The 14,251-nt window shown below is 53.4% G+C and carries 13 protein-coding genes; 4 read left to right on the top strand and 9 right to left on the bottom strand.

The features are described 5' to 3' along the window. Positions 1-9 precede the first annotated feature (9 nt). The 3 genes from FDW98_RS01340 to FDW98_RS01330 form a co-directional block, all read right to left on the bottom strand. Positions 10-912, bottom strand: coding sequence for a carbohydrate ABC transporter permease (locus tag FDW98_RS01340; protein WP_096755835.1), 903 nt, complete (start codon positions 910-912; stop codon positions 10-12). Beyond that, the gene (locus FDW98_RS01335; RefSeq protein WP_096755836.1) at positions 905-1,795 is read right to left on the bottom strand and encodes a carbohydrate ABC transporter permease; all 891 of its coding nucleotides are present in this window, start codon (positions 1,793-1,795) and stop codon (positions 905-907) included. Before FDW98_RS01335 ends, FDW98_RS01340 begins: the two co-directional genes overlap by 8 nt. Before the next feature lie 480 nt (positions 1,796-2,275). Beyond that, on the bottom strand, positions 2,276-2,602 hold the full coding sequence (locus FDW98_RS01330; protein ID WP_096755837.1) for a cupin domain-containing protein: 327 nt from the start codon (positions 2,600-2,602) through the stop codon (positions 2,276-2,278). Between the two features lie 142 nt (positions 2,603-2,744). Here FDW98_RS01330 and FDW98_RS01325 point away from each other — a divergent pair, with 142 nt between their 5' ends. Continuing rightward, positions 2,745-3,437 (top strand): aspartate/glutamate racemase, encoded by a 693-nt coding sequence (locus FDW98_RS01325; RefSeq protein WP_096759336.1) that lies wholly within the window; start codon positions 2,745-2,747, stop codon positions 3,435-3,437. Here the strand turns inward: FDW98_RS01325 and FDW98_RS01320 are convergent. Next, positions 3,424-4,359: a LysR family transcriptional regulator gene (locus FDW98_RS01320; RefSeq protein WP_096755838.1), complete on the bottom strand. Its 936-nt coding sequence runs from the start codon at positions 4,357-4,359 to the stop codon at positions 3,424-3,426. The genes FDW98_RS01325 and FDW98_RS01320 overlap by 14 nt on opposite strands. 117 nt (positions 4,360-4,476) lie before the next feature. On the opposite strand from FDW98_RS01320, the gene lysA reads away from it, so the two are divergent. Further along, positions 4,477-5,733: a diaminopimelate decarboxylase gene (gene lysA, locus FDW98_RS01315; protein WP_096755839.1), complete on the top strand. Its 1,257-nt coding sequence runs from the start codon at positions 4,477-4,479 to the stop codon at positions 5,731-5,733. 140 nt (positions 5,734-5,873) lie between these two features. Here lysA and FDW98_RS01310 read toward each other — a convergent pair whose 3' ends face one another. Both FDW98_RS01310 and galR read right to left on the bottom strand, forming a co-directional pair. Then, a complete protein-coding gene (locus FDW98_RS01310; protein ID WP_096755840.1) occupies positions 5,874-6,884 on the bottom strand; it encodes a LacI family DNA-binding transcriptional regulator in 1,011 nt (336 codons plus the stop codon). A 13-nt stretch (positions 6,885-6,897) separates the two neighbouring features. Beyond that, entirely contained in the window at positions 6,898-7,926 is a 1,029-nt protein-coding gene (gene galR, locus FDW98_RS01305; RefSeq protein WP_096755841.1) for an HTH-type transcriptional regulator GalR, read from the bottom strand. A gap of 602 nt (positions 7,927-8,528) precedes the next feature. Here galR and aas point away from each other — a divergent pair. Together aas and lplT are read left to right on the top strand one after the other, a co-directional pair. Continuing rightward, the gene (aas, locus tag FDW98_RS01295; protein ID WP_096755843.1) at positions 8,529-10,688 is read left to right on the top strand and encodes a bifunctional acyl-ACP--phospholipid O-acyltransferase/long-chain-fatty-acid--ACP ligase; all 2,160 of its coding nucleotides are present in this window, start codon (positions 8,529-8,531) and stop codon (positions 10,686-10,688) included. Next, positions 10,681-11,874, top strand: a complete 1,194-nt coding sequence (gene lplT, locus FDW98_RS01290; protein ID WP_096755844.1) for a lysophospholipid transporter LplT — start codon at positions 10,681-10,683, stop codon at positions 11,872-11,874. The genes aas and lplT overlap by 8 nt, the downstream gene beginning before the upstream one ends. A 102-nt stretch (positions 11,875-11,976) precedes the next feature. Here lplT and FDW98_RS01285 read toward each other — a convergent pair whose 3' ends face one another. The 3 genes from FDW98_RS01285 to FDW98_RS01275 all read right to left on the bottom strand — a co-directional run bounded on the left by FDW98_RS01285 (position 11,977) and on the right by FDW98_RS01275 (position 14,201). Continuing rightward, positions 11,977-13,017: an NADP(H)-dependent aldo-keto reductase gene (locus FDW98_RS01285; RefSeq protein WP_096755845.1), complete on the bottom strand. Its 1,041-nt coding sequence runs from the start codon at positions 13,015-13,017 to the stop codon at positions 11,977-11,979. Between the two features lie 107 nt (positions 13,018-13,124). After that, entirely contained in the window at positions 13,125-13,343 is a 219-nt protein-coding gene (gene ygdR, locus FDW98_RS01280) for a lipoprotein YgdR (RefSeq protein WP_000758660.1), read from the bottom strand. Between the two features lie 144 nt (positions 13,344-13,487). Further along, positions 13,488-14,201 (bottom strand): TerC family protein, encoded by a 714-nt coding sequence (locus FDW98_RS01275; protein WP_096755846.1) that lies wholly within the window; start codon positions 14,199-14,201, stop codon positions 13,488-13,490. Between the last annotated feature and the right edge of the window lie 50 nt (positions 14,202-14,251).

The following is a 14,251-nucleotide window of genomic DNA, read 5'->3' as shown; positions in this document are numbered from 1 at the left end:
ATTTCCCTCTTAACCTTTAATTCCGCTGCTGGTAACGCCCTGTACGAAGTAGCGTTGTGCCAGGAAGAACACAATGATGGATGGCAGAATGGAGATACTCGCCATTGCCAGAATTTCGTTCCACGGCGCACCTTCGGTAACGTCGATGGACATTTTCAGCGCCAGTGCAATCGGGTATTTATCCACGCTGTAGACATAAATCAGCGGCCCGATAAAGTCGTTCATTGACCACATGAACTGGAACAGAGCGACAGAGATGATGGCCGGTTTCAGAATCGGCACCACCACGTACCACAGCACCTGGAAGGAGTTACAGCCGTCAATCTGCGCCGCTTCTTCCATGTCACGCGGTACGCCGCGCAGGAACTGAATCAGCATGAAGACAAAGAACCCTTGCGTGGCGAAGGCCAGCGGCAGGTACAGCGGCATATAGCTGTTCAGCATGCCCATTTCACGGAACATCAGGTACTGCGGGATCAGCAAGACGGTGCTTGGCAGCAGCATGGTGGTGATGAGCGTGGCGAACCAGAATTTCTTCCATGGGATCTCGAAGCGGGCAAAGCCGTATGCCACGATGGTGGAAGAGATAATGGTCAGGATGACTTTCGGAATCACATACTTAAAGGTGTTCAGCATGTAATGGCCGAAGGTGTATTCGGTACCGGTTTTCCAGCCGTTGACGAAGCCATCCCAGGTGGCGTTTGCAGGCCACAGGCTCAGGGTGGTGAAGATCTCGTGGTTCGGTTTGAACGAGGCCGAGAACATCCACACCAGCGGGTACAGCATCAGCAGCCCTACCAACAGCAGGATCACGTAGCGGATGGCCGCGTTAATTTTTTCCCGACGCAGGGTGCGGGCAACTTCACGCTCAGCGATGCTCTGAGCTTCAGAGATTTGTTGGATATCAGCCATTTTTGCCTCCCTTATCGGCGGAATAGAACACCCAGTATTTCGAAGACTTGAAGGCAATGGCCGCAAAGACCGCAACAACCAGGAACAATACCCAGGCCAGCGCCGCGCCGTAGCCCATGTCAAAGTACTTGAAGGCCGTGTCGTAGATGTACAGGGAGAACAGGTAGGTGGAGTAGGTTGGTCCGCCGCCGGTTATCACGTACGGGCCAGTAAACTCCTGGAATGCCTGTGTGGTCTGCATGATGAAGTTGAAGAAGATAACCGGCGTAATCAACGGCACGGTGACTTTCATAAACATCTGCCATTTGGATGCGCCATCGATCATTGCCGCTTCATACTGAGACTGCGGTACGTTTTGCAACGCCGCGAGGAAGATAACCATCGCGGAGCCAAACTGCCAGACGCGCAGTAGGGTCACGGACATCAGTGCCAGCGAGGGTTCACCCAGCCAGTTAACCGGGTCAAAGCCTAATACACCGATAAAACTGTTCAGCAGACCGTCGATGGCAAACAGCGCACGCCACAGCACGGCGATAGCCACGGAGCTACCGAGGATGGACGGAATATAGTAAGCCGTACGGAAGAAGCCGATACCGCGTAATTTAAAGTTAAGAACAAACGCAATCCCTAATGCAAATGCCAGTTTTAATGGGATTGTCAAAAATACGTAGGCGAACGTCACGCCCATGGATTTCCAGAAGAGAGCATCTTCTGTCAGCATGTAGCGATAGTTCTCGATGCCGTTAAACACCGGTGGACTCATCAAGTCATACTCAGTAAAACTGAGGAAGAAAGATGAAACGAATGGGAAGGCAGTAAAGATTATCAACCCTATGATGTAGGGTGATATCCACGCCAATCCCAGCATTCTGTTTTCATTCATACATACCTACCTGGCGAGTAATGGTTTAATACGGATTCGGTTGTAACGAACCGGACATACTCTCTGGATGCCCGGTGTGTCGGCGTTCTGTGTCTGTTTGCGATACCAATGCTCCCTGTTAATGATTGATATACAATGCTTTTAATGTTGTCATTAACCGGTTGTCATCCTAACGATTAACATGAATGAACCGCCGTTCTTGATTTGTAAAACATCGTTTTAATTTATTTTATTGCGATTTGTTTCTACGTCATTCACATAATGATGGAAATGTGATCAAAGTCGAAACGGCGTTTCAAATAGGTGAGGTGCGCGTCATATTTTAAAAATCCCTGCCGGATTTCTATGGGTTATGACGACATGTATGGCAGCTTTTTGGGCGGGTTAAAGTAATGAAATTTATATTATTAACATGCTAACAATGCTATTGCGGGCATAAAAAAGCCTTCCACTAAGGAAGGCTTGAAATAAAGGGGGACATTATTTTTTCAGGAAGTCTTCACGTACCGGTGTGAAGGTATCCAGTAATGTTCCCGGCTTTAAACACACGCAGCCGTGCATAATATTGGGTTGTTTATATAACGTGTCACCGGCGCGCACGACATGCTTTTCTTCGCCAATGGTAAATTCAAATTCACCTGACAGCACGTAGGTTAGCTGCTCGTGCGGGTGGCAGTGCATTGGGCCAACTGCGCCTTGTTCAAAGTTGACTTCAACGGCCATCATTTTGCCATCGTGAGCCAGAATGCGGCGGCTCACGCCATTGCCCAAATCTTCAAGGGTGGTTTCTTTATGAAAAATAAACATCCGGCAGTCCTGTAGTATGTTGAAACAATGTTTCATTAAATTTATATCAGAAAGAGTAAAAAAGAAACGCTTGCTCACAGATGTGGAAAGTTGATCACATCTTTGCTTCACTGGCATGACGGTAACGAACGCGGGGAAAATGATGAAAACGATCGGTCTGTTAGGTGGTATGAGCTGGGAATCGACCATTCCTTATTATCGCTTGATTAACGAAGGCGTAAAACAGCAATTGGGTGGCCTGCATTCGGCGCAGATCCTACTGCACAGCGTGGATTTCCATGAGATTGAGCTGTGTCAGAGTTGTGGCGAGTGGGGTAAAGCGGGCGACATTCTGGCGCAGGCCGCGCGGGGACTTCAGCAGGCCGGTGCCGAGGGCATTGTGCTGTGTACCAACACCATGCATAAGGTGGCCGGGGCGATTGAAGCCGCCTGTGATGTGCCGTTCCTCCATATTGCGGATGCAACAGGACGCGCCATCAGTCAGCAGAATATGAGTAATGTGGCGCTGTTGGGTACGCGCTACACCATGGAGCAGGATTTCTATCGCGGTCGCCTACAGGATGAATTTGGTATTAGCACGTTGATTCCTGAACAAGGCGATAGGCAGAAAATTAACCAGATAATTTTTGACGAGCTGTGCCTCGGCGAATTCAGCGACGCCTCGCGCGACTATTACCTGAGTGTGATAGGCGACCTGGCGAGCCAGGGAGCGCAAGGGGTGATTTTTGGCTGTACCGAGATTGGTCTGCTGGTGCCAGCAGAATTAAGCCCACTACCGGTGTTTGATACGGCGGCGATTCACGCGGCGGATGCGGTGGAATTTATGTTGTCGTAGGCAGGTTTAAAATAGTATCCAGTGGATCGAGCAGGTGCGGAAGGTGAGTTTGCAGATGGGTTGTGAACGTATCAACCAGCGTGGAGGTAGGGCGGTGCAGCGGGCGAATCAGGCTGACGGTAAAGGGGACGTCGAGGCTAAATCGGCGCACTACCACGCCGCTGGTGGCATAGTCCAGTGCGGTGAGCGGGTTGACCACGGAGATCCCCACCCCGGCACGCACCATCGCACAAACAGAGGCGGCGCTGTGCGTCTCCACCACCATCCGCCGTTTAACTTGATGCTCAAGGAACAGGGCATCGAGCAACTGGCGGTAGCTGTCCGTTAGCGACAGGCTGATGTAATTTTCGCCCTGAAAATCCTGTGGTGTTAAGACTGATTTTGCCGCCAGCGGATGCCCCTGGGGCAATACGCACACTTCGTTTAGTGTCAGCAGCGGCGTACGTTCGGTTCCGGCGGGAGTATGCAGCGTCTCCGTTATGCCTAAATCGTGACGCTGTGCCGACAGCCACTCCTCCAGCAGTGGAGACTCCTGCGGCACAATCTGAATATTCACCTGCGGATAGCGCGCCAGAAACGGTTGCAGCAGCGAGGGCAAAAAGGATTGTGAAAAGACCGGCAGACAAACAATCGATAACTCCCCCTGGCGGAACTCACGCAGGCTTTCGGCGGCGCTCACAATCCGATCCAGGCCGTACCAGGAACGCTGTACTTCTTCGAATAATCGCAGTCCTTGCACCGTTGGGTGTAGCCGTCCACGGCTGCGCTCAAACAGCTTCAATCCCAGTACCTGCTCGAATCGCGCCAGCTCGCGGCTGACGGTCGGCTGCGAGGTATTCAGCATCCGTGCGGCTTCCGTCAGGTTGCCCGCCGTCATGATGGCGTGAAAGATTTCGATATGGCGCAGGTTAACGGCAGGCATGGGCATTCCTCGAATCAACTAGTCCATATCATTTTTGCATAGACTCACGATAAAACGATATTTTTTATTATCTTCAGGCTGTGGCGTAATCATAAAAAACAGATACCGGAGTTTGCTATGCCACGCCCACTCAACAATACCGATACTGACCTGACCGCTGATAACCTGCTGCGCCTGCCCGCCGAATTCGGCTGTCCGGTGTGGGTTTATGATGCGCAAATCATCCGTACGCAGATTGCTAAACTCGGCCAGTTTGACGTGGTGCGATTTGCCCAGAAGGCGTGCTCAAATATTCATATCCTGCGCCTGATGCGCGAGCAGGGCGTGAAGGTGGATTCCGTCTCATTAGGCGAGATTGAACGTGCGCTGGCGGCGGGGTTCGTGCCGGGTAACGATGATATTGTCTTTACCGCAGATATGATTGATGGTGCGACGCTGGCGCGGGTGCACGAGCTGCAGATCCCGGTGAATGCCGGTTCGGTGGATATGCTTGAGCAACTGGGCCAGCTGTCGCCGGGTCACCGCGTGTGGCTGCGTGTTAACCCTGGTTTTGGTCATGGGCACAGCCAGAAAACCAATACCGGCGGTGAAAATAGCAAGCACGGGATCTGGTATAGCGATCTTCCGGCGGCACTGGAAGTGATCCAGCGCTATCAGTTGAAGCTGGTCGGCATTCATATGCATATCGGTTCTGGCGTGGATTACGGTCATCTGGAGCAAGTGTGCGGCGCAATGGTGCGTCAAGTGGTGGAGTTTGGTCAGGATCTTGACGCGATCTCGGCGGGTGGAGGCTTATCGATCCCGTATCGTGAAGGGGAAGAGGCGATCAATACCGATCACTACTTTGGTCTGTGGAACGCCGCGCGTGAGCAAATTGCTAAACATCTGGGGCATCCGGTGAAACTTGAGATCGAGCCTGGGCGTTTTCTGGTGGCCGAAGCGGGTGTGCTGGTGGCGCAAGTACGCAGCGTTAAAGAGATGGGTAGCCGCCACTTTGTATTGATCGACGCCGGTTTTAACGATCTGATGCGCCCGGCGATGTACGGTAGTTATCACCACATTTCGGCGCTGGCGGGTGATGGTCGTTCGTTAGAGCAGGCCGCGCAGATTGACACGGTGGTTGCCGGGCCGCTATGTGAATCTGGTGATGTGTTTACCCAGCAGGAGGGCGGCAAAGTCGAAACGCGTCTGCTGCCAGCGGTTGTACCGGGCGATTATCTGGTGCTACACGACACCGGGGCTTACGGTGCGTCGATGTCGTCGAATTACAACAGCCGACCGCTGCTACCGGAAGTGCTGTTTGATAACGGCGTGGCGCGACTGATTCGTCGTCGCCAGACCATTGATGAGCTGTTAGCGCTGGAACTTATTTGAGAGATGGGATTCCCGGCGGCGCTGCGCTTGGCCGGGTGTAGGCCGGATAAGGCGGTAGCCGCCATCCTGCAATGTGCGCGGTGATGCCTGATGGCGCTACGCTTATCAGGCCTACAAATATGCACGAATGTATCCCGGCACTATTCGTAAAACGGCCCGGTTGTGACCGAATCACGCAATATCAACGTGCCGGTAAACGGCGGGATGGGTTCAACGTTCTCACCGTTCGCCAGGCGGACGGCCTGGTCGATGGCCGTGGTGATCATGCTATCAATCGGCAGATAGACGGTCGACAGCCCCGGCTCCAGCCATTTGGCGCTGGGGGCATCATCAAAACCAAACAGCGATACATCCTGCGGGATCTTCAGTCCGGCCTGATGTAATGCTTTTGAGGCACCCAATGCCATATCATCGTTACAGGCAAAGAGGGCGCTGAAAATCACCCCTTCCTCCAGCAATTCACGGCAGGCCTCGAAGCCTCTCATCATCGTAGAATCACCGTATTTAACTTTCGCGGGATCCCAGGGAATACCGTGCTTTTCCAGCGCCTTACGATATCCCATCAGGCGTGACTTACCGGTCGGGGTATGGTGCGGGACGGTGATACAGGCGATATCGCTATGGCCTTGTGAAATCAGGTAACTTACCGCCTGATACGCCGCATTTTCTTGTTCAAAGAAAATTGCCCGGTCGCGGGCCTGGCTGACATCGCGATTAATGACCAGCAGTGGCATATTAATGCTATGCATCAGCGACATAATCGCTTTTTCGCTCATATAGCGGGTGTAAAGAATAATGGCGTCGCACTGGCGGTCGGCCAGCATTTGTACCGCTTCCTGTTCGCGCTCCGGCGTATCGTGGCCGTCGGTCACGATCAGCTGTTTGCCGTGGGATTCGGTTTGGCGTGAAGCCTGTTGCAGCAGACGGCCAAAGTAGAAGCCATCGAATGTGGAAACCACCAGGCCAATGCTGTTACTGGTACGGTTCGCCAGCGAACGCGCCAAAAAATTAGGGCGGTAGTCTAAGGCCTGCATGGCATTAAAGACTTTCTGGCGCGTGCTTTCTTTGACTTGACCCGTTCCGTTCAGCACACGCGAAACGGTCGCTTTTGATACGCCAGCATGACGAGAAACATCCAACATCGTTGTCATGACGCTATCCTGATTAATCCTTTGACGAAGAATTCCCTGATTCTGTCAGCGTCGAAACGGAATGTCGACGGACCAGCGTAGGGTTGAATACATGCGTTATTTCCGGTGCCGGAAGGTTGTCGGCCAACGCCAGTGCCAGTTCGGCGGCCTGGGTTGCCATCGTTACTATTGGGTAGCGTACCGTCGTCAGCCGTGGACGCACGTAGCGGGAAACCAGCACATCATCAAAACCGATCAGTGATATTTCGCCCGGTACATCGATGCTATTATCATTTAATACACCCATAGCACCTGCCGCCATTGAGTCGTTATAGCAGGCGACAGCGGTGAAGTTCTTGCCACGTCCCAGCAGTTCCGTCATTGCCTGTTCGCCGCCGCTTTCGTCCGGTTCACCGAAGGTCACCAGCCGATCGTTGACCGGGATGTTGCTTTCTGCCAGTGCATCGTAATAGCCCTGCAGACGATCTTCTGCATCAGAAATACTGTGGTTAGAGCACAGGTAGCCGATGCGCGTATGGCCCTGCTGGATGAGGTGGCGGGTTGCCAGCCATGCGCCGTAACGGTCATCAAGCGCAACGCAGCGCTGTTCGAAGCCGGGCAGAATGCGGTTGATAAGCACCATGCCGGGAATTTGTTTCATTAATGACGCCAGCTCCGCGTCCGGGATAATTTTTGCGTGAACCACCAGAGCCGCGCAGCGGTGGCGAATAAGTTGCTCAATCGCCTGACGTTCTTTCTGCTCGTTATGGTAGCCGTTACCAATCAGTAAAAAATTACCCGTGTTATAGGCCACCTGCTCGACAGCTTTAACCATTGCCCCGAAGAATGGATCGGACACATCACCCACCACCAGACCGACGGTCTCGGTGGATTGCTGTGCCAGCGCACGCGCGTTGGCATTAGGGTGGTAGTTGAGTGATTCCATTGCACTCATCACAGCCAGGCGAGAGGCTTCGCTGGCTTTAGGGGAATGATTGATCACGCGAGAAACGGTGGCGACTGATACACCAGCGAGTTGGGCTACGTCCTTTATAGTCGCCATGATAGTACCTGTTGTGGGTAAACGCTTACATTCCGTCAGTGTTACGGAAAATGGCTGGTTGTTCAAGCAGATTGCCCATCAGGACTGCGCAAATGTGAGCGCACACGAGCGAAGTAAGACAGAAAGAGAGAATGAAAATCTTTGCTTACACTTTGCGATGACCTGTTGCGATTGTTCGCTGGCGAGGAGAAAGACAGGATTGCTAGAGTTGGGATCCCAGAGGTATTGATAGGTGAAATCAGCTTTCGGGTTGATCACAAGATTTACACCAACCTGCGCAGATGCGCAGGTTTTTTTTTGCCTTTACGCGCATCTGTAACAGTAAGCGATAATTTACACAACTGGTTGCACTTGGGTTCATTCCTTTGCGTTTTCGGACTGGCGTATCGGCCCGGTGGCGACCACAATCAAGATCCCAGAGGTATTGATTGGTGAGATTATTCGGTACGCATTTCGTACCTGTCTCTTGCACCAACCTGCGCGGATGCGCAGGTTTTTTTTCGCCTCTTTTTTCGGATTCCATTTACCTGTCGCACCTCCCCCACAACTCGTATAATCTGCCACCATTCATCTTTAGATAATTGATGGTACAGGGAGTTGAAATGCTATTAGGGTTTTTTCGCAATGTGTTTCGCGTGCTTTTCCGCGTTCGCGTTACGGGCGATGTCAGTGCGCTACAGGGAGAACGCGTCTTAATCACTCCTAATCATGTCTCCTTTATTGATGGCATGCTGCTGGCGCTGTTCCTACCGATTCGACCGGTCTTTGCGGTGTACACCTCGATCAGTCAACAATGGTACATGCGCTGGCTCACCCCGCTGATTGATTTCGTGCCGCTAGACCCCACTAAACCGATGTCAATTAAACATCTGGTTCGCCTGGTTGAGCAGGGACGTCCGGTGGTTATTTTCCCGGAAGGTCGTATTTCGACTACCGGTTCATTGATGAAAATCTATGATGGTGCCGGATTTGTTGCTGCGAAATCGGGCGCGACGGTGGTGCCAGTGCGCATTGAGGGCGCTGAGCTGAGCTACTTTAGCCGCCTGAAAGGTTTAGTTAAACGACGTTTCTTCCCGCGGATTCAGCTACATATCCTGCCGCCTACGCAGTTACCGATGCCAGAAGCGCCGCGCGCGCGCGATCGCCGCAAGATGGCCGGTGAAATGCTGCACCAGATTATGATGGAAGCGCGCATGGCCGTACGACCGCGTGAAACGTTGTATGAGTCTCTGCTGGCGGCGAAGTACCGTTTTGGCGCAGGAAAAAACTGCATTGAAGACGTTAACTTTACCCCGGACAGCTATCGCAAACTGCTGACCAAAACGCTGTTTGTTGCTCGTATTCTGGAAAAATACAGCGTAGAAGGTGAGAAGATTGGTCTGATGCTCCCCAATGCGGGGATTAGCGCGGCTGTGATTTTTGGCGCTATTGCCCGTCGACGTATTCCGGCCATGATGAACTACACGGCGGGCGTAAAAGGGCTGACCAGCGCCATTACCGCCTCCGAAATCAAAACGATTTTTACCTCCCGCCAGTTTCTCGACAAAGGCAAACTCTGGCATCTGCCGGAACAGCTTACCCAGGTGCGCTGGGTGTACCTGGAAGATTTAAAAGCCGATGTTACCTTTAACGATAAAGTGTGGATTTTCTCTCATCTGCTGATGCCGCACCTGGCTCAGGTGAAGCAGCAGCCTGAAGAGGCTGCGGTGATCCTCTTTACCTCCGGCTCTGAGGGCCATCCGAAAGGTGTGGTGCACAGCCACAAAAGCATTCTGGCGAACGTCGAGCAAATTAAAACCATTGCCGACTTCACCGCCGACGATCGCTTTATGTCGGCGCTGCCGTTGTTCCACTCTTTTGGCCTGACGGTGGGGCTGTTTACGCCGCTCCTGACCGGTGCCGAAGTCTTTCTCTATCCCAGCCCGCTGCATTATCGCATTGTGCCGGAACTGGTGTATGACCGAAACTGCACCGTGCTGTTTGGCACCTCGACGTTCCTCGGCAACTACGCGCGCTTTGCCCATCCTTATGATTTCCACCGCCTGCGCTACGTGGTAGCGGGAGCTGAAAAGCTGCAGGACACCACAAAGCAACTGTGGCAGGAGAAGTTTGGGTTGCGTGTACTTGAAGGTTATGGCGTGACGGAATGTGCGCCGGTGGTGTCGATTAACGTGCCGATGGCGGCAAAATCAGGCACGGTAGGGCGTATTCTGCCCGGTATGGATGCCCGACTGCTGGCGGTTCCAGGCATTGAAGACGGCGGACGTTTGCAGTTGAAAGGTCCGAACATTATGAGCGGCTATTTGCGCGTTGAAAAACCGGGTGTACTGGAAGTGCCGACGGCAGAAAATGCACAGGGCGAGGTTGAGCGCGGCTGGTATGACACCGGTGACATTGTGCGTTTTGACGAGAACGGCTTTGTGCAGATTCAGGGGCGCGCCAAGCGCTTTGCGAAAATTGCTGGTGAGATGGTATCGCTGGAAATGGTGGAGCAGCTGGCGCTGGCGGTCTCTGCTGACAAAATGCACGCCACAGCTATCAAGAGTGATGCCAGCAAAGGTGAGGCGCTGGTGTTGTTCACCACTGACAGCGAGCTGACGCGTGAAAAACTGCTGCAGCATGCGCGGGCCCACGGCATCCCTGAGCTCGCCGTGCCGCGTGATATTCGCCATCTGAAGCAACTCCCTCTCCTCGGCAGCGGTAAGCCGGACTTTGTAACGCTGAAAAGCTGGGTTGATGAACCGGAACAACAACATGCGTGAGTCAGTACACACTAACACTTCAATCTGGTCCAAAGGGATGATGTCCGTTATCGCCGCGCAGTTTCTGTCGGCGTTTGGCGATAACGCGCTGCTGTTTGCCACCCTGGCGTTGCTGAAAGAGCAATTCTATCCGGACTGGAGCCAGCCGATCCTGCAAATGGTGTTTGTGGGTGCTTACATTCTTTTCGCCCCTTTTGTCGGGCAGGTAGCGGACAGCTTTGCCAAAGGCAGAGTGATGATGTTCGCTAACGGTCTCAAACTGCTGGGGGCGGCAAGTATTTGCTTCGGTGTTAACCCTTTTCTGGGGTACACGCTAGTGGGCGTTGGCGCGGCGGCGTATTCACCGGCCAAGTATGGCATTCTCGGGGAACTGACCACCGGCGATAAACTGGTGAAAGCTAACGGTCTGATGGAAGCCTCAACCATCGCTGCTATTCTGCTGGGCTCGGTGGCTGGCGGTGTGCTGGCCGACTGGCATGTGATAGCCGCGCTCTCGGTTTGCGCGCTGGCCTATGCGGGTGCGGTGGTGGCGAACCTGTCAATCCCGAAACTGGCCGCCGCGCGTCCTGGTCAGTCGTGGCATCTGGGGAAAATGACGCGCAGCTTCTTCTGCGCGGCGTCTTCGCTGTGGCGCAACGGTGAAACGCGCTTCTCGTTGGTGGGAACCAGCCTGTTTTGGGGCGCGGGGGTGACGCTGCGTTTTCTGCTGGTACTGTGGGTGCCGGTAGCGTTGGGGATTACCGATAACGCCACACCGACCTATCTCAACGCGATGGTGGCAATTGGGATTGTTGTTGGCGCGGGTGCTGCGGCCAAGCTGGTCACGCTGGAGACAGTGTCTCGCTGCATGCCTGCGGGGATCCTGATTGGCGTCGGCGTACTGTTCTTATCTCTGCAGCATGCGCTGTTGCCGTCCTATGGGCTGCTGATGCTTATTGGTGTGCTGGGCGGTTTCTTTGTTGTGCCGCTGAATGCGTTGTTGCAGGAACGAGGCAAAAAAAGCGTCGGCGCGGGTAATGCCATCGCGGTGCAAAATCTGGGTGAAAACAGCGCCATGCTGCTGATGCTCGGTATTTACTCGCTGGCGGTGCTGGTGGGCATTCCGGCAGTTGCTATCGGAATTGGCTTTGGCGGGCTGTTCGCGCTGGCGATTACGGCGCTGTGGATCTGGCAACGTCGCCATTAGCCTGTTACGTGCTGTTGCCGGATGGCGGCGTTGCCTTATCCGGCCTACAGTACGGCTTGTTTTTGTAGGCCTGATAAGCGTAGCGCCATCAGGCACTACACGTTACGGTGCAGGATAGGTATAAACCTGATGCACCGCTTCAATCTCTGCCAGTACCTCTTCGCTTAACGTCAGATGCAAACTTTCGACATTGGTTTTTAGCTGCTCCATAGTTGTCGCCCCCAGCAGGGTGCTGGCGACAAACGGCTGGCGACGCACAAAGGCCAGTGCCATCTGCGCCGGGTCCAGATTATGGCGTTTGGCGATATCTACGTAGGCGGCGACGGCTTTTTGCGTCTGCTCGCCGCTGTAGCGCGTGAAGCGACTAAACAGCGTATGGCGTGCGCCTGCAGGCTGCGCGCCGTTCAGGTACTTACCGGTTAATGTGCCAAAGCCCAGGCACGAGTAGGCCAGCAGTTCAATGCCTTCGTACTGGCTGACTTCCGCTAATCCCACTTCAAAGCTACGGTTCAGCAGGCTGTAGGGGTTCTGGATAGTGACAATGCGCGGCAGATCGTGTTTGTCCGCCAGGTGTAAATAGCGCATGACGCCAAATGCGGTTTCGTTGGACACGCCGATATAGCGAATTTTCCCGGCGCGCTGAAATTCAGTTAGCGCTTCCAACGTTTCCAGCAGGGTGACTACCGGAGCGGAGTCTGTCCAGCTGTAGCCCAGCTTGCCAAAGCAGTTGGTTGGACGCTGTGGCCAGTGAACCTGATACAGGTCCAGATAATCGGTTTGCAGGCGTTTGAGGCTGTCGTTCAGTGCCTGGCGAATGTTTTTACGATCCAGCGCCTGATTCGGGCGAATGCCGCTGTCATTATTACGCGACGGCCCGCTGACCTTCGAGGCGACGATCAGTTTTTCACGGCTGCCGTGTTTAGCGAGCCAGTTGCCGACGTAGGTTTCCGTGAGGCCCTGGGTTTCCGGGCGTGGCGGGACCGGATACATCTCGGCAACGTCGATTAAATTGATGCCTTGTGCTACGGCATAGTCAAGCTGTGCATGTGCGTCGGCTTCGCTGTTTTGTTCACCAAACGTCATTGTGCCCAGCCCCAGTGTACTGACTTCCAGCGAGCTGTGGGGTATACGGTGATATTGCATAGCCGTTTCCTTTTTATAATCACAACATAAGGATTATAAAAATGGCTGAGGGAAGGGAAAAAGGGAAGCAAAATTGTTAAGGCCAGCAGCGTGGCTGACCTCAACCATCAACGCTCAATGATTTGAGATACGTCGTCGCGGTTAATCTGCATGGCATTGCCTTGCTGGTCGTGATAGCTCACCAGACCGGTATCATCATCAATTTCGGGTTTACCGTCGGTCAGGATCATCCGACCATCTTTGGTCGCCATCACATAATCACTGCTGCATCCAGAAACGGCGAAAGCCAATCCTACCGCGGAAATTAAAACTGCCCATTTTTTCATCTATTTATCCTCACGTGGCCTGCGTCTGACACTAGTTTAGTAATAACGCGAAGTTATGCCGGGCGAAAGCAGTAAAATCTTAATCTGTGAGAAGAAAAGGTGATGTGGGTCGTCGCTCCCCTTGCGGGAGAGCGACTGATGGGGTCAGAGCGGGTTCTTTTTATTGCGCAACAGGTTCAGGGTCTCTACACCGATAGAGAAGAACATGGCGAAATAAATGTACCCTTTCGGCACATGCACATCGAAACTTTCCAGAATCAGCGTGAAGCCGACCAGGATCAGGAAAGAGAGTGCCAGCATTTTTACCGAGGGGTGGCGATCCACAAATTCACCAATCGGGCGTGCCGCAAACATCATCACGCCGACGGCAATAACTACCGCCGCCATCATGATAAACAGATGATCGGACAAGCCTACTGCGGTGATGACGGAGTCCAGGCTGAAGATAATGTCTAACAACATGATCTGCACAATCGCCCCGAGGAACGAGGATACGCGTGTTTTCAGCCCTTCTTCTTCACCTTCTATAGACTCATGAATCTCCTTACTGGCTTTCCAGATCAGGAACAATCCACCAAGCAGAAGGATCAGGTCACGCGCTGAGATCGCCTCGCCAAACACCTCAAACAGCGGGTTGGTCAGACGCGTGACCCAGGCGATAGACGCCAGTAGTGCCAGACGCATGATCATCGCTGCCGCCAGCCCGATACGTCGGGCATGACTGCGTTGTGCGGTCGGGAGTTTAGCAACGACCAAAGAAAGGAAAATAATATTGTCGATCCCCAGAACGATCTCCAGCAGCGTCAGCGTACCGAGCGCCAGCCAGGCGTTAGGATCGGTTATCCATGCAAATAACATCGAACAAAGTCCTGCCAAAAAAAAGAAGCGCTAATTATAGGCGCGTAACG

This window comes from Citrobacter sp. wls711 (assembly GCF_005281055.1).
Taxonomy (GTDB): domain Bacteria; phylum Pseudomonadota; class Gammaproteobacteria; order Enterobacterales; family Enterobacteriaceae; genus Citrobacter; species Citrobacter gillenii.
Note: the sequence above shows the minus strand (reverse complement) of the source record. Positions and strands in the feature narration are given on the sequence as shown.